Origin of the sequence: Vibrio sp. Vb1337, assembly GCF_033338715.1 — a bacterium.
GTDB classification, from domain to species: domain Bacteria; phylum Pseudomonadota; class Gammaproteobacteria; order Enterobacterales; family Vibrionaceae; genus Vibrio; species Vibrio alginolyticus.
Genome location: NZ_JAWOTD010000008.1, coordinates 46,599 through 70,213 on the forward strand (window position 1 = coordinate 46,599; position 23,615 = coordinate 70,213).

At 45.0% G+C, this 23,615-nt stretch carries 19 protein-coding genes; 5 read left to right on the plus strand and 14 right to left on the minus strand.

Annotation, left to right across the window (positions count from 1 at the left end; all coding sequences use genetic code 11):
- Window positions 1-7: 7 nt before the first annotated feature.
- The 11 genes from nirD to R7E42_RS11005 form a co-directional block, all read right to left on the minus strand.
- A complete protein-coding gene (gene nirD, locus R7E42_RS10955) occupies window positions 8-343 on the minus strand; it encodes a nitrite reductase small subunit NirD (protein ID WP_005387555.1) in 336 nt (111 codons plus the stop codon).
- On the minus strand, window positions 344-2,863 hold the full coding sequence (nirB, locus tag R7E42_RS10960) for a nitrite reductase large subunit NirB (protein WP_318072654.1): 2,520 nt from the start codon (window positions 2,861-2,863) through the stop codon (window positions 344-346).
- A gap of 10 nt (window positions 2,864-2,873) precedes the next feature.
- Window positions 2,874-3,710, minus strand: a complete 837-nt coding sequence (locus R7E42_RS10965) for an ABC transporter ATP-binding protein (protein WP_005387561.1) — start codon at window positions 3,708-3,710, stop codon at window positions 2,874-2,876.
- Window positions 3,711-3,721: 11 nt separating this feature from the next.
- On the minus strand, window positions 3,722-4,687 hold the full coding sequence (locus tag R7E42_RS10970) for an ABC transporter permease (protein ID WP_005387563.1): 966 nt from the start codon (window positions 4,685-4,687) through the stop codon (window positions 3,722-3,724).
- Window positions 4,688-4,759: 72 nt separating this feature from the next.
- On the minus strand, window positions 4,760-6,124 hold the full coding sequence (locus R7E42_RS10975; protein ID WP_005387573.1) for a CmpA/NrtA family ABC transporter substrate-binding protein: 1,365 nt from the start codon (window positions 6,122-6,124) through the stop codon (window positions 4,760-4,762).
- 265 nt (window positions 6,125-6,389) lie between these two features.
- Window positions 6,390-6,971 carry an ANTAR domain-containing response regulator gene (locus R7E42_RS10980; RefSeq protein ID WP_318072655.1) on the minus strand — a complete coding sequence of 194 codons (582 nt, stop codon included), beginning with the start codon at window positions 6,969-6,971 and terminating at the stop codon, window positions 6,390-6,392.
- A 73-nt stretch (window positions 6,972-7,044) separates the two neighbouring features.
- A complete protein-coding gene (locus tag R7E42_RS10985) occupies window positions 7,045-7,962 on the minus strand; it encodes a dienelactone hydrolase family protein (RefSeq protein ID WP_318072656.1) in 918 nt (305 codons plus the stop codon).
- 235 nt (window positions 7,963-8,197) lie between these two features.
- Entirely contained in the window at window positions 8,198-9,145 is a 948-nt protein-coding gene (locus R7E42_RS10990; RefSeq protein WP_258656099.1) for a glycosyl transferase family protein, read from the minus strand.
- Complete coding sequence (gene cobA / locus R7E42_RS10995; RefSeq protein ID WP_258656096.1) at window positions 9,142-10,047, minus strand: uroporphyrinogen-III C-methyltransferase; 906 nt, start codon at window positions 10,045-10,047, stop codon at window positions 9,142-9,144. The genes R7E42_RS10990 and cobA overlap by 4 nt, the downstream gene beginning before the upstream one ends.
- A gap of 20 nt (window positions 10,048-10,067) precedes the next feature.
- On the minus strand, window positions 10,068-12,731 hold the full coding sequence (locus R7E42_RS11000; RefSeq protein WP_318072657.1) for a nitrate reductase: 2,664 nt from the start codon (window positions 12,729-12,731) through the stop codon (window positions 10,068-10,070).
- 292 nt (window positions 12,732-13,023) lie between these two features.
- The gene (locus R7E42_RS11005) at window positions 13,024-13,458 is read right to left on the minus strand and encodes a GNAT family N-acetyltransferase (protein WP_238952593.1); all 435 of its coding nucleotides are present in this window, start codon (window positions 13,456-13,458) and stop codon (window positions 13,024-13,026) included.
- 379 nt (window positions 13,459-13,837) lie between these two features.
- On the opposite strand from R7E42_RS11005, the gene R7E42_RS11010 reads away from it, so the two are divergent.
- From R7E42_RS11010 to R7E42_RS11030, 5 genes are all read left to right on the plus strand, one after another.
- Entirely contained in the window at window positions 13,838-15,094 is a 1,257-nt protein-coding gene (locus tag R7E42_RS11010; protein WP_017820237.1) for an aromatic amino acid transport family protein, read from the plus strand.
- A gap of 612 nt (window positions 15,095-15,706) precedes the next feature.
- Entirely contained in the window at window positions 15,707-17,620 is a 1,914-nt protein-coding gene (locus R7E42_RS11015) for a tetratricopeptide repeat-containing diguanylate cyclase (protein ID WP_238952592.1), read from the plus strand.
- Window positions 17,621-17,630: 10 nt separating this feature from the next.
- Window positions 17,631-17,972, plus strand: a complete 342-nt coding sequence (locus tag R7E42_RS11020; protein ID WP_238952591.1) for a hypothetical protein — start codon at window positions 17,631-17,633, stop codon at window positions 17,970-17,972.
- Between the two features lie 248 nt (window positions 17,973-18,220).
- Window positions 18,221-19,999, plus strand: a complete 1,779-nt coding sequence (locus R7E42_RS11025) for a S8 family peptidase (protein WP_318072658.1) — start codon at window positions 18,221-18,223, stop codon at window positions 19,997-19,999.
- Between the two features lie 12 nt (window positions 20,000-20,011).
- A complete protein-coding gene (locus R7E42_RS11030; protein WP_025767689.1) occupies window positions 20,012-20,467 on the plus strand; it encodes a hypothetical protein in 456 nt (151 codons plus the stop codon).
- 146 nt (window positions 20,468-20,613) lie between these two features.
- Here the strand turns inward: R7E42_RS11030 and R7E42_RS11035 are convergent, their stop codons facing one another.
- From R7E42_RS11035 to R7E42_RS11045, 3 genes are all read right to left on the minus strand, one after another.
- The gene (locus tag R7E42_RS11035) at window positions 20,614-21,543 is read right to left on the minus strand and encodes an SRPBCC family protein (RefSeq protein WP_238952584.1); all 930 of its coding nucleotides are present in this window, start codon (window positions 21,541-21,543) and stop codon (window positions 20,614-20,616) included.
- A 137-nt stretch (window positions 21,544-21,680) separates the two neighbouring features.
- Window positions 21,681-22,922: a sensor histidine kinase gene (locus R7E42_RS11040; RefSeq protein ID WP_025767687.1), complete on the minus strand. Its 1,242-nt coding sequence runs from the start codon at window positions 22,920-22,922 to the stop codon at window positions 21,681-21,683.
- Window positions 22,894-23,562, minus strand: a complete 669-nt coding sequence (locus R7E42_RS11045; RefSeq protein WP_318072659.1) for a response regulator transcription factor — start codon at window positions 23,560-23,562, stop codon at window positions 22,894-22,896. Before R7E42_RS11045 ends, R7E42_RS11040 begins: the two co-directional genes overlap by 29 nt.
- Window positions 23,563-23,615: the final 53 nt, after the last annotated feature.

The window sequence follows — 23,615 nt, forward strand, 5'->3', positions numbered from 1 at the left end:
TCGAGGATCATTCTTCGACTAAATAACAAACCTGATTATCGTCGATCGTTACTTGCCACGTTTTTAGGCAGTGCGCATCGTCTTCCAAACACTGCCCACTCTTTAAACTGAAGTGTTGTTTGTATAGCGGTGATGCAACACACATCTCACCATCGATATCACCGACAATCCCTCGACTCATCACATAAGCCTTACCAATTGGGTCCCAATCTTGAACGGCGTAAACACCGCTATCAGGAATGTAGAATAGCGCGACATGCTCGCCTTCAATCAACACCGTGGCACCGATGAACGGCATTAGGTCACCAAGCTGACACAATTTCACTTTGGTTAAAGCTGCCATTTACACCTCCTGTTTCACTGGAATACGCTGACCGCGCACACGTTGGTACGGTAAGACTTTACTGCCCGACGTGCTGTTCAAGAAAGGACGGAAGCGTTGCAATTTTTGAGGATTATCCAACGTACTCTTCCACTCACATTGATAAGTATCTACGACTCGCGCCATTTGTTCATCCAAAGAATCACATAGATTCAGATAGTCATCCAAAATCACTTGTTTAAGGTAATCTAGGCCCCCTTCCATGTTCTCCATCCACACTGACGTGCGCTGCAAGCGATCAGCGGTGCTGACGTAGAACATCAAGACTCGGTCAATCATGGTGATCAACTCTGGTTTGGATAAGTCGGATGCAAACAAATCAGCGTGTCTTGGTCTCATGCCGCCATTACCACACACATATAGATTCCAGCCGTTTTCAGTGGCGATCACCCCAATGTCTTTACTTTGCGCTTCTGCACACTCGCGAGTACATCCCGATACGGCAAACTTAAGCTTATGGGGCGCTCGCAATCCTTTGTAGCGGTTCTCTAACTCAATGGCTAATCCGACCGAGTCATCAACACCATAGCGACACCAAGTAGAACCCACACAAGATTTCACGGTGCGCACCGACTTGCCGTAGGCGTGCCCTGTTTCAAAACCAGCATCGATTAAGGTTTGCCAGATTTCAGGAAGCTGTTCTAACTGCGCACCAAATAAATCCACGCGCTGACCGCCAGTGATCTTGGTGTATAGATCGTATTGCTGAGCAACTTCGCCTAGCACGATAAGTTTGTCTGGTGTGATTTCGCCGCCCGGAACACGAGGCACTATCGAGTAAGAGCCATCTTTTTGCAGGTTAGCCATGAAAGCATCGTTAGAATCTTGCAGAGATTGATGCTGTGGCTCCATGATGTGTTCATTCCACAAAGAAGCAAACACAGATGCCGCTGTCGGCTTACAGATATCACACCCATGCCCTTTGCCATGCAGTGCAATTAAGGTGTCGAAGTCTTTAATCTGTTCTACTTGGCAAATATGGAACATCTCTTGGCGACTTAACTCAAAGTGCTCACAAAGGTGGTTGTTAACCTCTACCCCCATGGCTGCCAGTTGAGTATCCAATACCGACTTGACCATATTGCTACAGCCACCACAGCCAGTACCGGCTTTGGTGTTGGCTTTAAGGTCCGTCAGGTTGGTAGTGCCAGCTTGTATCTCGGCAACTAAGTCGCCTTTTGTGACGTTGTGACAAGAACAGATGATGGCGCTGTCTGGCATCTCTCCATCAAGCATTCCGGTATCAAACAACAGGTTCGCGGCGTGGTCTGGTAGAACCGTTTTGTTCAAATAACACTGTAAGAGCGCATCGTAGTCACTGTTGTCACCAACGAGAATCGCACCAAGCAATTGGGTGCCGCTCGCATCAACCACCAGCTTTTTGTAGATGCCTGCAACCGCATCTTGCAACACCATTTCTTGAGCGCCTTCGGTTTGCATTTGTGCATCGCCGATAGACGCCACATCCACCCCAAGCAGCTTGAGCTTGGTGCTCATGTCTGCGCCTTTAAAACCTTCGCTTGGCATACCAGTCAAGACATCGGCAGTGGTTCTCGCCATGGTGTAACCGGGTGCGACTAAACCAAAGATCTTCTGCTCCCAAAGGGCACATTCGCCAATCGCGTAAATGTTCTCATCGCTGGTTTGGCATTGGTTATTAATCACAATGCCGCCTCGCTCGCCTATTTCTAGCTCAGCCAGCCTTGCCAACTCATCTTGAGGACGAATGCCTGCGGAGAAGACAATCACATCCACTTCGAGAGGATCTTTGTCTTTAAACACCATACGATGCTTAGCCGTTTCACCATCGCAGATTCGTTCCGTACCCGTTGAGGTGTGAACGGTTAGCCCTAGCGCTTCAATCTTCTCTTTTAGCACTAAGCCAGCACCATCATCTAACTGTACAGGCATCAGGCGAGGCGCAAATTCAATGACGTGAGTTTCTAACCCCAATAGTTTGAGTGCGTTTGCCGCTTCTAAACCCAATAAGCCACCGCCAATCACTGCACCTGTTCTTGCACCTTCACATGCCTTTTTGATCTGTGAAAGATCATCAAGCGTGCGGTAGACAAACACATTGTCGCGGTCTTTACCTTCAATTGGCGGCACAAATGGGTAAGAACCGGTCGCGAGCACGAGTTGGTCGTAACCCAGCACATCTTCACCATCAAGAAGAATGCGCTTTTGTTCTCTGTCGATGCCTATTACTTGGCTGCCAAGTACGAGTTGGATGCCATGTATGTCGTACCATTCTTGGTTACTCAGCATTAAATCATCATGAGACTTACCCGCAAACAAAGAGGACAACTGTACACGGTCATACGCGATAAAACGCTCTGCACCAATCACGGTAATTCGGTGCTCCAAATGCGCGTTTTTCTGCACCAATTGCTCGACAAGGTGTTGCCCGACCATACCGTTACCTACCACAACGATGTGGCTCAATGCGTTCTTTACTGGAATCGTTAAAGGACTGTTCATCGCTGCCTCCTTATGCCGTTTGCGCTGCGGTTTTGGGTTTGTCTTCTTTCGAAGCAGGAATCTCGACTTTGGATTGCTTCTCGTAAAGAAACTTCAGCACCGCTTGTCGACACTTCTGATACTGCGCATCATCCGCCAGTGCTACACGCTCACGAGGGCGCGGTAGATTCACTTCTAACACTTCACCAATGGTTGCTGCTGGTCCGTTAGTCATCATCACGATTTTGTCAGATAGCAGCACGGCTTCATCCACGTCATGGGTAATCATGATGACGGTATTGTTTAGCTCGGCTTGAATCTTCATCAGTGCATCCTGCAAATGCGCACGAGTTAACGCATCCAACGCGCCAAATGGTTCATCCATCAGCAAAACCTTTGGTTGAAGTGCCAGTGCTCTCGCGATGCCGACTCGCTGCTTCATACCACCCGAGATTTCATCCGGTTTTTTGTGCGCGGCATGCTGCATTTGAATCAACTCCAAGTAGTGATTCACTTGTTCCTGAATCCACGCTTTGCCCTTTTTGACTGCAATTTGTTTTACTGCAAGCTCAACGTTTTGATACACGGTGAGCCAAGGCAATAATGAATGGTTTTGGAACACCACTGCGCGGTCAGGTCCCGGTCCAGCTACTTCTCGTCCATCGACGATCACGCCGCCATCTGTTGGCATGTGCAGCCCTGCGACTAAGTTCAATACCGTTGATTTACCACAGCCAGAGTGACCAATTAGGGATACAAACTCGCCTTTATTGATTTGTAAATCGACGTTCTTAAGCGCGATGAACTCGCCATCTGGCGTTGGGAATCGCATCCCTAAACGCGTTAGATCTAATAATGCTTTTTCCATGATCTTTTCCCTTATCTCAACGCTTGTTGTTTATTCCAAGACAGCCACTTTTGAAGTTGCAACATGCCTCTATCGAGCATCAATCCAATAAAGCCGATCGTGATGACGGCGACCATAATACGACCCAATGATGCCGAGCTGCCGTTTTGGAATTCATCCCAAACGAACTTGCCTAACCCTGGGTTCTGAGCGAGCATTTCTGCCGCAATCAACACCATCCAAGCGATACCTAAAGAGAGACGTAAACCGGTGAAGATCATTGGAATGGCAGAAGGTAAAACGATGGTGCGAATGTGCTGCCACCACGAAAGTTGAAGTACTTTGCTCACGTTGACCAAGTCTTTATCAACGCTCGTTACGCCCACGGCGGTATTAATCAGCGTCGGCCATAAGCTACACAGCGCCACTGTGATCAGAGAGTTAATGAACGACTTAGCAAACATCGGGTCATCACTCACATAAGTGGCACTTACAACCATAGTGACGATAGGCAGCCAAGCCAAAGGTGATACGGGCTTGAGCAATTGAATGATTGGGTTGAACGCTTGATACAGCCCTTGATTAAGACCAAGCACGATGCCAAGCGGAATCGCAATAACCGTCGCCAACAGAAAGCCTGCAGTCACAGTCACTAAGCTTGTTATGATTTGGTCGAAGAACGTCGGTTTACCTGTGTAAGGACGAATCTTCACTTCCGCATCCGGATTCTTGACTAACTTCGCAGCATTGCGTTTTTCCTGACGTTCGATAAACGCTTGTTCCTTTTCTCGCTCTTGCCAATGGTCATCGACAAGGTTGCTGAACTGCTGAAAAGTTTGCACAGGCCCCGGTAGCGTACCTAATGAGGTTTGCACTTCTCTCGCTGCTAAGTGCCACATTGCCAAAAATATCAGCAAACCAATGACGGGCAAAAGTACCAACCGACTTCGGTTCACTACCTGCTTAGCAGGAAAAAGGGAAATGACATTACTAGACATACTCACTCCTAAGAAATTTACATCCTTGTTGCCACAAGCGAATCCCCTCGCCTGTGGCGTTTATCGTTATGGTTAAACCTTGTCTTTTCCTTTAAGCCCGATAGAGAACTTCTCTAGATATTTATTTGGCTCGCGACCGTCATAAACGATGTTGTCGATAAAGTGTGTTTGTGGTGCACGGAAACCATCTTCAGCACTAAAATCTGGGAAGTCTTTTTTACTCAACACACCATCTTCAATTAGCGCTTGAGCCGCTTGTTGGTAAATGTCCGGTCGGTAAACCTCTTTTGCGACATCCATGTACCAATCATCGGATTTCTCGCTTGAGATCTGTCCCCAGCGACGCATTTGGGTCAGGTACCAAATCGCATCGCTGTAATACGGATAAGTGGCGTTATGACGGAAGAACACGTTGAAGTCTGGCACGTCTCGTTTGTCGCCTTTCTCGTATTCAAATGTGCCCGTCATCGAGTTAGCAATAACTTCGGCATCGGCTCCAACGTATTCGCTTTTTGATAGCATCTTCACTGCCTCTTGGCGGTTGGCATTGTCGTTTTCATCTAACCAATGTGCCGCTCGAATCAAGGCTTTCACTACGCGAATGTGCGTGTTTGGATACTTCTCAGCCCAAGCTTTAGAAACACCAAATACTTTCTCTGGGTTGTTCTTCCAGATCTCGTAATCGGTCACGACTGGTGTACCAATGCCCTTGAACACAGCTTGTTGGTTCCATGGTTCGCCAACGCAGTAGCCTTTGATTGTGCCCGCTTCCATTGTGGCTGGCATTTGTGGTGGCGGTGTAACACTCAAAAGAACGTCAGCATCCAACTGGCCACTGTTATCGCCTGATTCTGGTGCATAAAAACCTGGATGAATCCCGCCTGCCGCTAACCAGTAACGCAACTCATAGTTGTGTGTCGATACAGGGAACACCATGCCCATGTTGAACGGTTTGCCTTTATCCAGATAGCTGTCGACCACAGGCTTCAGCGCATCCGCTTTGATTGGGTGAACAGGTTTGCCATCTGGTTGTTTGGGAATGTATTGCTTCATCTGTTCCCAAGTATCATTGGAAACCGTGATTGCGTTGCCGTTCAAATCCATACTGAACGCAGTAATCACTTCTGCTTTTGTGCCAACACCAATCGTCGCGCCCAATGGCTGACCAGCAAGCATGTGCGCGCCCGCAAGCTCACCGTCGATGACTCGGTCTAATAGCACCTTCCAGTTTGCTTGCGCTTCTAAAGTGACGTACAAGCCTTCGTCTTCAAAAAAGCCTTTCTCATAAGCAACCGCCAGCGGTGCCATATCGGTTAACTTAATAAAACCAAACTTCAGGTCTTCAATTTCTGGTTCACCCAACTCTGCCTTTACGCTAACCGTGGTGAATACCGACAACGAAATTGCTGACACTTTCAGCATCGAACTCCATTTCATTGGTTTGCTCCCATAAAAAAAGCGCCACTACTCCGAAGAGCAGTAGCGCCGTTGCTAAGTCTACAATTACCGCCGTTGATAATTGAGATAAGCGATTCAACAATAAACCCAATTCTACTAATCCAATTACTGTGCCAACTTATTTTTTACAGTAAATACAATAAATTAGATTATTCCACCGTTTCTTATTCCCTGTTATTGCTTGCTGATAGTGCAACACGCACCACGTTAGAAAATGCACCCTAACCCCAAAGTGGTAGAGCAACTAATCCAACACTTCCAAAGTAGTTATCAAATTCTTGGCAACTTGTGCGAGCGTTTGGCTCGATTGCATGGCCGAATTTCTAAGCGCTTTATAAGCCTGATCTTCATCAACGCTGTGCATCTTCATCAGCAGACCTTTGGCTTTTTCCACCAGCTTGCGCTCTTCAATCTTGTGGGTCAGCGATTCAATTTCCGATTGCATACTTTCGAATTTCGCTCTCACTAATGTCGCATGTTCAATCCAAGGTTGAAGTGCAAACTCACTATCGTTCGGCATAAGAACATAGTCCATTTTTTCTGATAACCGATTGATATCATTGGATGATAATTGCTTTAAGACGATAAGAAGTGGTGCCGATTTTCTGCGGCAGAAATCGACGATCAAACGCAGTTCTGCCGTTGGCTGCTGCCATCCAACCACAATGCTTGCTGACGGTTCTCGTTGCATTAACGTTTCTAGTTGTGCCAATTGGCAACCGATGATGTTGTCGTAATCTTTGCTCAATAAGCCGGACAATCGAGCCTGCTCTTGGAGGCTATCACAGCATACTATGATGGGTGTTTTTGACGTTGATTGAGTCATGCACATTCCTTGTTTATATCTCACTCACTAAGAGAGACATAACAAGGAATGTGCCAACTAAAGCTGAAGCGTTTTAACCAGAGGCAAGATGTTCTTTGAAGAAGCCGAGTGTGCGCTCCCAAGCGAGTGCTGCTTCTTCCGGTGCGTAGCGTGCTGTTGAGTCGTTATGGAAGCCGTGGTTGACGTTCTCATACATTAACGCTTGATACTGTGCGTCGGTTGCGATCAATTGCTGCTCATAAGCAGGCCATGTGTCGTTAACACGCTTATCGAGCCCTGCAAAGTGAATCATCAACGGTCCTTTGACTTGCTTTTGGATCTCTTGCGCCGCTGGTGTTCCATAGAAAGGCACACCTGCATCGAGCTCTTCTGGCATTACCGCGGCAAGCATGTTGACAATGTATCCACCGAAGCAGAATCCAACCGCGCCCAATTTACCGTTGCCACCCTCGTATTGTTTGAGGAAGTTCGCGGCTGCAATAAAGTCTTGTTCGATCTTGGCTCTGTCCATCTCTTTCTGCATGGCGCGCCCCTCATCGTCGTTCCCCGGATAGCCGCCGAGTGGATAAAGCGCGTCTGGAGCGAAAGCAATAAAGCCATCTTTTGCAAGTCGTCTTGCGACATCTTTGATATAAGGGTTCAGACCTCGGTTTTCATGAATCACCAACACGGTCGGCGATTTCAAGGTCTTCTTCTGTGGCATCACCAAATAACCACGCCCTTCTCCATGCCCATTTGGAGATGGAAAGGTTTCGTAAGTTGCTTTGATGTCAGGATCGTTAAATGAAACTTGTTCTGCGAGTGCGTAATTCGGGGTTAGCGCATCGACCAGTGCTGTCATGCTAAAGCCAAGCACAGCAAGGCCACCCAGCCTATTTAGAAACTCACGGCGCGAGATTTTTCCGTGGGCGTATTCGTCGTACCAATCGAAAGCTTCTTGCGGGATCGGGTGGGAAGCCTTTTCACTAGGAGTGGTATGCTTTAGAACCATTATCCATGTCCTCTGTGTCTTACCATATGGGATTTTCTCATTCTCAAAAGCGAAGCGAGAAACGAACGCGATTGAGGCTAAAACTGCGGTTTCACCACTCTGATACGGAGCAAGGTGGTGAAACACATCATTGGCGAGCTAGGATCTTTTACCTTCTTCAAACAATAGATAATGGATTCAGATTCAACAACTTTGCGTCGTTGGTTTTACATTAATTGACAATAGTGCGTCATTGCTAGGCGCAATAGGCTTGCCAGTAAGAGAAGGCTCGTTCGAATGCTTTTTCTCTGTCGTGCATTTGTGCAAATAGCACCACTGTCATGGTGGCAAGAACCGTATTCGCCATTTGATTCATGTCGTCTTCTGACGTCCCAAATGGGCAATTCGCAGGCATTGGCACCTCAGACAGCATTTGCTCCGTCCAGTAGTGCGATGTCACGCCGCTTGTTTGGCTTAGCCATACCGTTTGGCTTACTTTCGGGTTGTATTCTGACTCACCCGATTGTCCTTTGAATGACACAACAGCGTGAGCGGTTTGACCAATCTCATATTCGACTTCAGCATGAAGTTGTTGGAACCCAGGATGGAAGCTACCACGAATACCAACCGTCGCCTGCCCCGGATTCAATGCTCGAACCACTGTATTAATCGGCGTTCTAAGCCCATAACGAATCTTCCAACCGATCATGGTTTCTGCTTGAGGAGCGAACGCACTCAGCGGTAGATACACAATGTTTTGTGTTTCTAACACACGCTTTGCGTCTTCTGCTGATTCCGCTTTCGTAATAGCAAACTTGTCGAGGTAATCTTCTGCGTGTAAACGTCCAGATTGACGGTCGTGATAGCCATGCATCAACACTTTATGACCATTATCGGCGAGGATCTTCGCTGCCAACAAATGCCAAGGCTGACCTGCCGCTTCACGTTTGCCCGCATAACATGGCCAATCAATATCTGCACCAATAGCTGGCATACGGGATTGGAATGCTTTCACAAAGCCAGCGATTTCTTGTTGAGTTTCGTTCTGTACACGGATCAGCATCAACAGCATTGCCATCTGATCGTCGTCGCACTCACCGTTTAGGTATTCATCCATAACTCGAAACGCTTGGTCAAAGTTCAGTGGTTTTCTACCACGTTCGCCACGACCGACTGTTCTAATACATTCCAAAATGCTGCTCATATTCCCTCGTATTCCGTCACTGACTGTACGGTTTCTATTAGTTGTTCGCGCAGTTTGACAACTTCTCCCATCACAATCAATGCTGGGCTCACGCCTTTAAGTATAATCGATAAATCATTGAGCTGATTGAGTTGTGTAACGTGCACTTGTTGTTGAGGACTGCACCCATGAGTGATGATTGCGACTGGGAAATCTTCTCTCAAACCGGAGTTGATTAAACCCGTTTGTATTTGCATTGATTTTTCTAACCCCATATAGAAAACTAACGTTTGTCCGCTTTGCATCAGTTGGCTCCACGCTTCAAATGCGCCTGTTACGACTTGCCCAGTAACAAAGGTAACGCTGCGAGCAACGCCACGATGAGTCAGCGGAATCAAGCTGTTTGCTGAACATCCAATCGCAGCAGTAATACCGGGGATGACTTCGTACGCGACTGAGTTTTTGACGAGCGCTAACGCCTCTTCGCCTCCACGGCCAAATACGAAAGGATCTCCCCCTTTTAAGCGCACAACTCGCTTTCCTTGCTGAGCGAGCGACACCATCAAATCACAGATTTCTTCCTGACCTATACTAGGTTGTCCGCATCGTTTGCCCACGTAAATCCAATCGGCTTGTGGCGAAGCCAACTCCAAAATATCTTTGTTAACCAAACGGTCGTACAGCAGAACCTCTGCCGACATAATCGCTTTCACAGCCTTCACGGTTAACAAGTCAGGATCGTGCGGCCCTGCTCCAACAATCGAGACAAAACCTTTGCGGTTCGCGTCGAGGTCTACTGAATGGTCTTCTAAGAGTTGGTTCAGTTTGCTTGCTTGATCATGCTTAGAAAAGCGAGACGAGCGTTCTTGTTTCTGACTCGCTTCTCCTTTCTTAAACCAAGACTTTTGATAAGGCGCTTCCATGTGCTTATCCTCTTTATGACTTACTTTATTTGAATAGCCAGACTTTGCTGGTTCGCTTGCTGTTTGCCCTTTTGATGCTGATGACTGTCGACCATTTGTTTGATTTGAGAGACGCACGAGCCACAGTTGGTGCCGCATTTGAGTTTGTTTTGAAGCTGGGTCAGTGACGTGCAGTCTTGTTTCTCCATCGCGTCATGTATTTGTTTATCAGTGACACGGAAACAACTACAAACCAGTTTGGCACTGCTTTGCGATTGAGTGATGGTAAGCAGTTGCGATAGCTCCATCGGTTTGCCAATCAAGCCGGTAAAGTTGGTGTAGTCGGTTTGAATCGGTTCACTAGACACCACCAAAACAGAGCGAATGATACGAACGTCTCCAACAAGGTCGTAATCCACCGCTAGCCAACCTTGGGCAATATCTATCGTAATTCTGCGGCTCTTTTCCGTTCGACAAAAACTCTGCTTCTTTGGTCGCTTATCGTGTGCAAAGCGCCAAATGCCCAAATTGCTTTCTGCTTGAAATGCGCTGTAGAGAAATTTACCGGAATCGAACTGTGTACCGATGAACATACCGTAGGTTTTTACCGCCGCATCTTGCACTTCAACATAAGACGACTTAAACGCAGGCTGCCCGGAAATAGGGTCTTTTGCGCTGTTTACTATCGCGTTAACACTGCTTTCACCGCCATATCGACCCGCCCAGTGCATTGACATAAATAGCTCTTGAAAACCCAAACCTTCATCAATGGCAACTTTGGCATAAATACTGGTGTTTGAAGTAGGCTGAAACAGCTTGGTGAGTTGTCCTGCTTTTAAGCGATTTTGAGTAGCAGAGAGTGTGTTCATGTACACGGTTGGTTCTAACTCGGAGGCGGCAAGGTGTGCGATATGACCTGTGCGCGTCATGGTATGCCATTGATCGCGTTGCCTGCCCGTATTGAGCCACCAGCCTTTTGTTCTCTCTAAACGCGTTGGAGATTCACTGGTCACGACAAAACGCGCTTTACCATCTGGGTGCGAATAGATGCCATCAGCAAAAGGACGCTCTCCTCCCCATTGTGTCGGCCCCCACTCTTCGTATTCTTGCTCGGTTAAGTTGGCGTATTGAGAAAGATCTAGCTTCAATGGCGAATCTGCATTCATGCGTGTCATCGCCGCATATTCCCTGAATACCGCCCGCTCAGAAGTAAACGCAAAACCATTTTGTGTCTTTTCCAATGCACACAGAGCTTGCCCGACTTGGCTTATCGCCCACCAATCTGATTTTGCTTCACCCGGAGGCGCTTGAAACTGGCGCTGCCTAGAAAGTCGACGCTCAGAGTTAGTTACCATGCCTTGCTTCTCACCCCAACCAGCGGCGGGCAGCAACAGATCCGCGTAATGCGCCACATCCGAATCCGCTGTGATATCGGAAACAATCACAAACGGACAAATCTCTAGCGCACGTTTTACCAATTGGTTATCTGGTAAAGAGACAACGGGGTTGGTTGCCATGATCCACAGAACTTTAATCTCACCACGTTCTACCGCCTCAAACAGTTCAACGGCTTTTAAACCGGGCTGAGTGGCAATTTCTGGTGAATCCCAAAACGCCTGCACTTGCTTGATAGACTCTGCGTCAAAAGCACGATGAACCGCTAACTGATTGGCCAATCCACCGACTTCTCGCCCACCCATCGCATTCGGCTGACCTGTAATAGAAAACGGCCCGCAACCTGACTTGGCAATTTTGCCTGACGCCAAATGTGCATTAATAATGGCATTGCCTTTATCGACACCATTTTCGGCTTGGTTAACCCCTTGGCAAAACAACGTGATTGCGGTTGGGCTTTGTGCAAACCATTGGAAGAATGTCGTGAGTTTTTCTTCTGAAATCCCAATGGAAGACGTTAGATTAGTGACATCGTAACGCAAATCAGCAACTTCTTCTGCAAGCACCTCAAACCCGTCGGTATAGGAGTTTATGTATTGAGAATCAATGTATTGCTGCTCAATAAGAAACTTGAGCAGCCCATTAAAAAGTGATACATCCCCATCGTTTTTAATCGGTAGATGCAAATCCGCTTGCTGCGCGGTGACCGTTTCCCGAGGGTCAATGACCACTAGCTTGAGGTTAGGATTGTTTTCTCTCGCTTGTTGAATACGTCGGAATAAAACAGGATGCGTCCAAGCGGTATTAGCACCGCAAATTATCAATAGCTCAGTCTTATCAATGTCGTCGTAATTGACGGGAACGACATCTTCACCAAATGCTCGTACATGAGCCGCAACCGCCGAAGACATACACAAACGGGAGTTCGTATCGATGTTTGCGCTGCCAACATAACCTTTCATGAGTTTGTTGGCGACGTAATAGTCTTCCGTCAACAACTGGCCTGACACGTACATCGCGACGGAATCCGACCCAAACTCCGCTTTCGCTTGATGAATCTTTTCTGCAATCAGATCCGTGGCTTGTTGCCATTGTACTTCTTGCCCTTGAGGTCGCTGCTTAGTGACAAGCTTTGGATACAGCAAGCGCGAAGGCATATTCAAGCTCTCTGCCAACGCGACGCCCTTTACGCACAGTGATCCCGCATTTGCAGGATGACACGCATCCCCAACGATTCCTTTCGCATTGACCTCGACACCACATCCAACACCACAATAGGGACAAGTGGTTTTTTTGCATCCTTGCGACATAACACCTCCAGTGCGATTCAGCCCAACTTACTAGCAAAAAAAAGCCTCTCCCGAATCGAGAGAGGCAGCAATGCCTTTAACGCTGTTAGTACATTTTCAAAAAGTAATACCCTATACCGCTCTCGCCTGCTATTGAGAGCGGTGCATCGAGTTATCGATGAACGTTTATGTAAAGCAAGTGAGGTGCCAAGATTAAAAACCATTACTATACAAAAGGTTAGCTTAAAACCAATTATAGCAACGTAATGCTACGCACTGATTGTGTGCAAATTTCGGTCATTATCGTGCAGTATTACTTTACTAATTCCATAACTAACCTGGATTCTTCGTCACCAAAATAATGCGCTTCTTCTTCTAACGTTTTAAAGCCAAGGGAGAGGTATAAAGACAATGCAGGTTGGTTCTTAGGATCGACAGTCAATTTCACGCTTGAGCCTAACGTCAACGGCTCAATTACGTTTTCTAGGAGGGAACGCGCAATACCTTTACCTCTATGTTGAATATCGACGGCCAATGACATGATCCAATATTGATGTGCATTTGTGCTAGTCGTTAGCAATATATACCCTGCGACCTGCTCTCCCTCTTTTGCTACCAGTAAACTCTCTCCCCAACAATCAAAAGCTTGCCGAAAGAAAAATTGAGGATAGGCGTGTTCTCCAAATAAAGTATTTTCGAGCTTATATATGGCAAATAAGTCCTCTTTTTGCGCAGACAAAATGTCCATTCAATGACTCCTTCTTTAACATGAATGGCAGCAGTATACCTAAATCTCATCTAAATGACGGGACACAAACATCTCAATTAAGTGCTTAAGAAATGTAATATTCTTCCTGAAAATTAGGCCTAACTCACTTAGAACATACATCCGTGATTAAGTTTTAACCGCAAAATCAAAAACCACACAATATTAAAATTTCAACACATACAACCATTAAATACATTAAAATTAAGAACTTTATTCTGGTTTATTGAAAAATTCATAGTTGGATAATTTACAACCACCCCAAATCCACAGCATTATTCACCAAGCTTCGCATGTGATAATAAACACTAAAACCTTTACCATTTTCAGCATTATTATTTTTATAAAAGCGAGTTTTAAAGTGAAAGAATCTCGAAATGCCTTAAATCCTAGTGAAATAAACACAACCACAGCTTGGTCAAAACATGATACACATTGGGTTCTTAGCCTATTTGGAACGGCCGTTGGCGCAGGCATCCTGTTTCTGCCAATTAACCTTGGGATTGGTGGTTTTTGGCCTTTAGTCGCGATGGCAGTACTTGCTTTTCCAATGACCTATCTTGCGCACCGTGGCTTAGCTCGTTTTGTACTATCTTCTAAGATCAAAAACGCAGACTTCACTGATGTAGTGGAAGAGCACTTCGGCGCAAAAGCAGGCCGTTCTATTTCACTGCTGTATTTTCTTTCGATCTTCCCGATCCTGTTGATATATGGGGTTGGAATAACAAACACAGTAGATAGCTTCATGGTAAATCAGGCTGATATGGCTTCTTTACCTAGACCTTTGCTTTCTGGCGTACTAGTGTTTGCACTAATTGCTATTATGATGGCGGGTGAAAAAGTAATGCTACGGGCCTTTGCCATTATGGTGTTCCCACTTGTTGCCATTCTTGCCTTTCTATCATTTTACTTAATACCGAACTGGACCATGCCTGTCATGGATGTGCCAGAAGCGTCAGCTTTTGCTAGCACTATGTGGTTAGCAGTTCCTGTAGTGATTTTTTCGTTTAGTCACGCAGCTGCAATTTCAAGCTTTGCAAATGTACAACGTCGCCATTACGGTAAGCAGGCAGATGCCAAATCCGAAGTTATTCTTCGCCGCACTAGCATCATGCTGATTGCCTTTGTTCTTATTTTTGTATTTTCCTGTGTGCTAACACTGTCACCTGAACAATTGGCTCAAGCAAAAGAACAAAACGTATCCGTATTGTCTTACTTAGCGAACGCAACCGATAATCCATTTATTGCAACACTTGGTCCTTTAGTAGCGTTTGTTGCTATCACTTCATCTTTCCTTGGGCATTTTTTAGGTGCGCGTGAAAGCTTAAATGGTTTAATTAACAAGCATTTTAACCTATCTGAGAAGCGTGTTGATCGTATCAGCGTGGCAGCACTGTTCTTCTCAATCTGGGCGGCGGCGATCATGAACCCAAGTATTCTTGGTATGATGGAAGCATTGTCAGGGCCTGTTATTGCAATGATCTTATTTATTATGCCAATGTTAGCGGTGTATAAAATCGAGGCGATGAAACAATATCGAGGAAATGTCTCTACTTACTTTGTTCTAGCAGCAGGCATTGTGGCGGTAAGTGCATTGATTTTTAGCTTCTTCAGCTAATAACTAAAGACTAGCTTGGATTTTCAGGGGAATACCTTACACAAGGTTAAGGTGATTCCCTGAATTTTCTTACTCTTTAAAAGGTAATCATCGTTACCCTTGACTCTTAAATAAGAGCGAAAACACCCGCAATCATAAGTACTGAAGCGATGCAGGTACGGCCGATAATGCCGAAGTGCGAAGGTTGAATCATTTCATTATGCATAGTTAATCTCCTATTTATTATAAATAGCCATTTTTTATTGGCTTAATAACACTATGTCTAATATCCAGTTTTTTAACAACCCATACAAACATTAAATATTTATGACAGAAACGTAATTTTTTACACTTCACCCTGATTTCGAGCGATGAATCCGCGGCTTAAATCATTAGATTGAGTCCACCGAATATGCTCACTTACCTTCCATCGTTACCCTACCTATGCCATCTTCCAATCATTACATAAGTTTTCAATAGATTTTGTTTTTATAAATCATAATATTATAGAGATCCTTCTCGTCTCTCACTCCCAAAGCACTTTGCCACTGGGAATCCATCCGCACTTAACCAACAAGAAATGGTAGACTTAACTGGTATTCGGTTAAGAGATCACATTTTATTAATACGCTCATGCACTTCTCAATTAAAAAACTGGCTTGCGCACTTTGTACTGCACTTGGACTTTTCTTGCATCCGACCAACGTACTGGCGAGTACCGAAAAGCAAGCTTATCTGGAAGAACACATTTCAGCAGAAAGCAAGCCCATGTTAAAACTCTACTTTCGCTCGATGGGTAAGCCGCGATCAATTCAAAAAGATGAGTTAAATGCGCCACAGAATGCATCAGCGGAGTCTCTTGCTCTGTATTACTTTGCACGAAAGTACCTTAAGCGTTACGAAGGCGTTCCATTACCGAAAGATATGCCCGATTTAATCGAATTCGGTAAAAAGCACCATTTGGAATGGGTCGTCGCTGAAGCACAGCTCAATAAGGCTGTAACAATGATTGAGCAAGACGATAACTGGAACGCAGAATTGTTACTCCATGACGTTGTTTCTACAGCCCGTGATCTTGGTTATCTAGCATTAGAAGGCCGTGCTTACCGCTGGTTAGGCAATCTAGAAGTATCTCGAAATCAACTACGCAGTGGCCTAAAATATTATCGCAATGCCTATGAGTTATTAGAAAAAACAGTATTTGAAATACAAGTCGCGATGACACTGAACAACATTGGGACAGTCTACATCGACGCATCAGATTGGGCTCGGGCCAACAGCTACCTAACGCAAGCTCTCGACACTTACCTAGAGAGCGAATATCAATACGATAATAGCTTTTTTATGGGGGTTATCTACGCAAACCTTAGCATCGTTCACTCGAGCCTCGGAGATAACAAAAAAGCGGAATATTATTTCAATGAAGCCATTCGACTTTCAATGCAAACGGGGTCTGACACAGTCAAGCACCACTCTTTATCCAGCTTTTCACAAATGTTGAGCTCGGTAGGAAAAATTGATGATGCATTAATGGTCGCACAGCGTTGCGTAGACCTGCTCATTCCAAAAAATCTAGAAATGCTAAAAACGTCTTGTTACGAGGCATTTGCAGAGGCTTACCTCGCAAACAAACAATACGATAAAGCTATTACAACAGCACTTAACGTTCTAGAACAAACCAAATCAACCAGTGAATTAGAGCTGCGTCAGCGTATTGATATGCTTTCGGTACTGGTAAACGCTCATCAAATTCTTAATGACTATGAAGCGGCTTTTCATTATTTAACCCAATTAAGAGAGCTAGAGGCTGAGTTTTCTCATCATATTCATGGTGAAGAGATGATTAACATTAAGTTTGACCTCGAAGCTAAGTTAGCCCAGAAAGAACTCAAATTGCTAGAAACAAAAAATGCGCTACAAGCCTCTGAACTGCGTTCACAGCGCTATCGAGAAATGTTCTACTTTATCGCTATTGCGGCAATTGGAGTCGTTGGTTTTCGTTACGTACTGCGCGTTAGACGTATTAATAAAGCACTCACTCAAGAAAATACTACCGATCCATTAACTCAACTGCATAACCGTCGCTATCTTCACATTTGGTTGGACAAAATGGCTCGTAGAAGCCCAGATAGAACATTTGCCTTAGCCGTTTTAGATGTCGATCATTTTAAAACCTTTAATGATCAATATGGACACGATATTGGCGATAAAATGCTGACTCATATTGCCACGCTATTTAATGAATCCACCCGCTCTGGTGACCTACTCATTCGTTGGGGTGGAGAAGAGTTTGTCCTATTATTCGAAGTACAGCGAGTTGAAGATTGCGCTAAGTTTTTGGAGCGATTGAGACATACTGTTGAAAACACGCCATTGGTGGTTGACTCTAAACCATTAAGCGCGACAATTTCCCTTGGAGCAGTGGACAAACTATCGGCACAAATAATTAAACAAGAATGGGATCAGTGGTTTTTCTTGGCAGACCAAGCTTTGTATGATGCGAAGCAAGCTGGCAGAAACCAGTTCATCATTCACCCTACATCATAAAAAAGCACACATGAAAAAAAATCTAATCATTATTACTTTTGCGCCTCTATTTCTTATGGCGTGCAGTAATCAGCAAGCATCTCAACTGGGAATGCGCAGCAGCAGTGTCAATGTATATGCCCAGCAAATGAGTAACACTCAACTATGTGAAACTCTCTACTACAACCGTGCAACCAACCAAACCAAAGTGGCGATTGGTGCTGAGTTCAATCGACGTGGATTAAACAAAAAGTGGTGTGATAAAGAATTCGATAAGTTGTACATTAAAAAGTGGATTGATAACGTGCTGCCTAAAGAAAAAGCCGAACCTAAGAAACCAATGGCAACTATTCAACCCACTTCAACTAAATAACTCCCCTCTTGAAGCAGACGGTACACTCGTATTTTCTGCTTTTCACTTTTCATGCATGCTCGATGCGACATATAAAAACCTCATGGTTTCAGTAAATTAACAAAGACTTATGTTGTCCATCGAACTTTTAATGTAAACAAGTTGTAAATGGTTTTCGTCCTTATTCTTTGTCGTTAGCTTTGTTTGTTCCTGTTAGCGGAATATGAAACAGGAACTAAAAAATTCCAAACAAAGACATGAGGTCAAAAATGGAAATACGCATTAATCGCCTATTTGCTGCTATGTTGGCAGTAGGCATTGCACCTGCCGTCTCGGCGTTTGATCCACTCTATTCTGAACAATGGCACTTAGACAACACGGGGCAAACTGCGTTTGCGGCTAATCCTGCTGTTGCTGGGAACGACTTAAACACTAAGCTCACTCAAGCAATGGGGATTGCAGGTGTTGGTGTGAAAGTTGCCGTTATTGATTCTGGAGTGCAGATCGATCACCCCGACCTTGCAGGTAATATAGTAACAGGTAGCAGAAACTTCGTCGAAGACTCTTCATTCCCACCAAGTTATCCGGTTGATACTAATGGTCATGGCACTGCTGTAGCCGGTTTGATTAGCGCCGTCGGCAACAACGGTGAAGGCGGACGCGGTGTCGCTTCTCACTCTTCCCTCATTGGTTTTAACTGGTTAGCCAACCAGACATTAGAAGGTTGGTTAATCTCCCATGGCATGGACCCAGCAACACGTGATGTTCGCGTATTTAACCAAAGTTACGGTTTCAGCCCTATAAACCCGATTACTTTTGATGAAAGCGACCCTCAACTAAAACTTGAAATGGACGTGATGAAAAACGTCAGCGAGAGTAACGCCTGGGGTCGAGGTGCTGTATTTGTAAAGTCAGCAGGTAATGGTTACCGTTATTTCAATGCAGGGCGATTCTTCGTATTGCCAAGTAACTTCTTTGCTGGTGGAGACAATCAAGGCTTACCGATGCACAACTCTGCTCAGTCTTATGATAACGCCAATTACTTCAATTTAGTCACTAGTGCACTACGCGCGGATGGTACGCGAGCGAGTTACTCATCGGTGGGTTCGAACGTGTGGGTTGCAGCACCAGCAGGTGAATATGGGCAAGATTTCCCTGCTATGGTCACCACTGATTTAATAGGTTGTGAAGAAGGGCAAAATACCAGTGAAGGCCTAGGCATTAATGGGTTACACGGCGGAACGGAGCTCGATCCGAACTGTAACTATACCAGTACGATGAACGGAACCTCATCGGCTGCGCCAAACACATCGGGTGCCATCGCGGCAATCATGTCAACCAACCACGCACTTTCTGCTCGTGATGTACGTGCTTTACTAGCGGAGACAGCAAAAGTAACGGATAAAGCGCATCCAGGCCTACAGCTTGAATTTACTAACCATAATGGTGAACAGGTTAGCTACGAGGCCATTGCCCCTTGGCAGAAAAACGCAGCAGGCGTAGATTTCCATACTTTTTATGGCTTCGGCGCTGTAGATTTAGATGAAGCGATGCAACGTGCTCGCATGACGAATCGTGTTTTACCAGCGCAAGTCATTACGCCATGGGTTAATAACGCTACAGAAGTAAGTGTACCCGATGCAAGTCTAGTTGGTGGTTCTTCAAGTATCGCCATTGCCGATGAGCTGACAGTAGAATCCGTTCAGGTGACATTGACATTGGACCACGCTCGTCTGCCCGACTTAGCTATCGAGCTCATTTCGCCATCAGGGACTCGTTCCGTTTTGCAAACACCGCGCAATGGTCTTGTTGGTCAATCTCTTGATCCAACGATTACAGGCTACAAAGATCAATTAATGTTGTCTAACCAATTTTATGGCGAAGATGCAAAAGGCGAATGGACGTTGCGAGCAATAGATACGAACGGCGATGAAGCCTATTCTTACATTGCATATTTCAACTCTTCCACCATCTATGACGTTCCGATGGCAAACAACGCTCAACCCGGTGTTATTAAGAACTGGTCGATGCGCATATTTGGACACTAAGGAGTCAATAACATGAAATACAAATCATTTTCTATGCTGGCTCTCGTTATCATGACGTCGAGTGTATACGCTGAGCAACAGCTCTCTCAACAACCTGCACCAGAACTGTTTGTGCCATCAGAAGCGGTTGAGATTAATGGCCAAGATTATCGAAAAGTGCAAACTGGCACTGTTAGAACCCTATCTGAAGACGTAAAACTTCAAGCGGGTGATGAGGTGTTTAAGAATGCGTTTAGTAACGTATCCAAAGCCACAGGACTGGTTTATATCACCGTAAACAATCCTAACGAAGCGAAAGCAGTCGCCAAAGAGTTAAAATTAGAAGTTATCTTCGCAGAGGGGGAATCAGCGGTGTTAAAAGCATCTCAAGATCAAGATCTGCTAAGTATTAGCGACTACTTAAATGCAGACAGCCGGGTAAAAGCGTCTAAAATTGAACTAAACAGCGGTAAATACCGTGCACAATAATTCTCTAACAAGAGAAGTTGGCCTGTAAAACCATGCCTCAGCGATTGCTGAGGCATTTTTATGGGTAGGAACAGATACGCTATTATTCTTTAGTAACATTTCGCATAACTAGTATGATACCTAAACACCCTACTCGCCTGCGCCTGTCATTTCTTAAACAAAATAATTTCCGTTCTTAGCTCTTCTTCCGTGGTTTCCTTCGGACTATTCAGATAGCGTTCGATTCCTAAAGGACTGGTTTTGACTTTGATACCACTCTGACGAACCAAGTTCATCGCTAAAGCCCATGCATTTCCCAAAAACTGATATTCACCTCGGTGTTCAACGACAAATGTTTCACTCTCAGGAATGGTACCAGTAACCGCCCCTTGAGGCGCTGGTACTGAGTTATGAAGAGGAAAGCAAGTGATAAACTCGAATGTACCTTTCTGCATATCCATCGACTGGTAATAACAAAACAATTCACCATTCACGGATAGGGTTTCGTCACTAATTAACTGTTCTAGTTGCTGAACATGCTTCTCAATTACCGAACCTAATTCCTGCAAGCTAGCCACACCCTTGATCCCAATATAATGAATTTGAGGCAACGTTCGGTTCCCAATTTCGACTAAGTCTGAATGCACTCTTCCGGTTTCAAGCTTACTTTTAAGCATGCGTAACCCACGTTGATAATCCATCTCTATCATCGACTTAAACATACTTTTCAGAAAGAACAGATACCAAGGGACGCGAGATTGCATTTGCCATTCGACTAAACAGCCATTTTGTGACGGCGTCACGATTAGAGTCACCTTTCCATGGCTCTTGATTGGACGAAAGAAATGCAGCTCCATATCTAATCGATGCTCTTGAGTACTTTCCAGTACAATCGCGCCAGTCCCAATACGCTGACCATTCCATTGATAACCAGCTCCAACGTGGCCCTGATTATCACTGAATGTCAGCTCGCAGCTTGGTTCAAGAATGATCCATGGTGACCAGCTGGGCCAGTTATTGAAGTTCTTGAGATAGCCAATAATTTCACTTTGATTCTTATTAATTTCAATACTTCGGCTGACCAGATAAGAGAGCATAACGGTTCCTCGAGTTTCCGCTTCACTAACTTCAGTCTAATTCAAATTCCAGTTTTTTCTTGTTTGACTGCGAGTTAGATGCGTACGACAAGAAAAAGCCAGAGCGTTAATTCTCACTTGAATCAATACGCACAAAGCTAAGAGCAGAACTCCACTTTTGCACTAAATCGAACACCATCATCGTCCAGTACTAACGCCCACCCCATCCGTTCACATATTCGTTGTACGATAACAAGCCCACAACCATAACCAGCGTTGTACGTCTCGTTGCCATCGTGACGGTTTAGGATCTTAAGCGCATGACCTTTCAACTCAATTTCAATATCTCCCACACTATAGCTAAAGGCGTTTTTAATCAGATTGTTGATAACAATGGTCACAAAACTCTCTGGTGCCTTCACTACACCACTATGTTGTTCGTGCAAAGCGTAATTCGAATCTTGCTTGGCAAATAAAGGAGCTAGCTCTTCCAACTGTTTTTGTAAACAAGTGAGAAGCTGATGCTCTCCGTAATGCTGAGGCTCTATTTTCTCTTTACCAAGTAAGAGAAACGCTTCTGTCAGTACACGCATCTCGTCACAAGCTGACTGCATCCTCGTGATGGCTTTTTGCGCAACTCGAGGTTGATCAGGAATACGCGTCAGAATGTCTGTTGAGCCTTTAATCACCATGATTGGCGTTCTCAACTCATGCGATGCAAAACGGCTAAATTCTTGTTCTCGTTTGAAATAGCCCGCGATATCGTTCTTATTATCCAGCAAAGTTTGCTCTATCTGGCGTGTTTCGCTGAACTTAGTTTCAACTTGGAAAGCGGGTTGATCCGGTGACATTTGGCTAATTTTGTCTTCAATTTGCGCTAGTGGTCGAGACAATATTCGCACCATGTAAATGCCATACCCGACCATAACAAATGAAAATAAGCCACCGAGCAGTAGCGTAAACTGATGCAGCGAGCTTTCGTATTCGTCCAAGTAATCATCTGAGTCATCTTGAAATACAATGTACATAAGCCCCTTCCCTGAGGGATGGTTCAATACAACAAAGTGTTTGTCTTCTTCACCAAGCAGGTATTCGTAAAAACCAGGTGAAGTAAAAGAGAGCAACCAATCCGGTGTCGGAGCTTCACTCCAATATGAGTTGAACTCCAATACGTTTGGCAATGGCGCATCCCAGCCCTGTTTCTCGAAATTCTCACTATAAAGCGCAGCTTCAGTATCGAGCCAGTGATGTAAACTCAGCACTTCCAGTTTGTTTTCTGCCACATAAATCAGCGACCAAAAAAGAGTAAACATCACAAACGTCATGACCCCAAAACCCCAACGGATCTTGCGATAAATGCTTGGATATTCGTTATGCTTTAAGTCGGTAACCTTGTCCATGAATAGTCTCTAATCGTGATTCTTCAAAACCTTTGTCTAGCGCGGTTCTTAAACCGTAAATATGGCTACGAAGTGCATCACTTCCGGGTGGTTCGTCTCCCCACACACTATCGATCACTTCTGTGCGCGAGACCGCTGCTGGAGCACGTTGGAGGAGCAATTTTAAAATTTTAGTTTGAATTCGACTCAGCTTAATTTCTTTGTCTTTTCTCGTTACTTTTCCTATCCGCGCATCTAAACAAATATCTGCAAATTTGAGCGTTCCGATATCTTGTCTTGGACCACGATTAGCCAAAGCATGAACACGCAAACTGAGCTCTTCCATCGCAAATGGCTTCATTAAATAATCATCTCCCCCCGCTTTAAAAGCCGCGATTTTGTCCTCTAGCGTATCTTTTGCCGTTAGGAAGAGAATTGGCGTTCCACATAACTTATCTTGTCGAAGCTTCTGTACCGTACTGATGCCATCGAGCTTCGGCATCATGATATCCATGATGATTACATCGTAATGATTTTCCTCGATTAACTTAATCGCAGCCTCTCCATGAAACGCACAATCGATAATCATGCCTTCTAGCTCAAGATAGTCTGCAATCGTCTCCGAGACGTTATGGTTGTCATCTACAATTAAAATTTTCATAAAATCACATTTCTTCACGATCTCTTCACGATATGCCCAATAAGATACAGGCA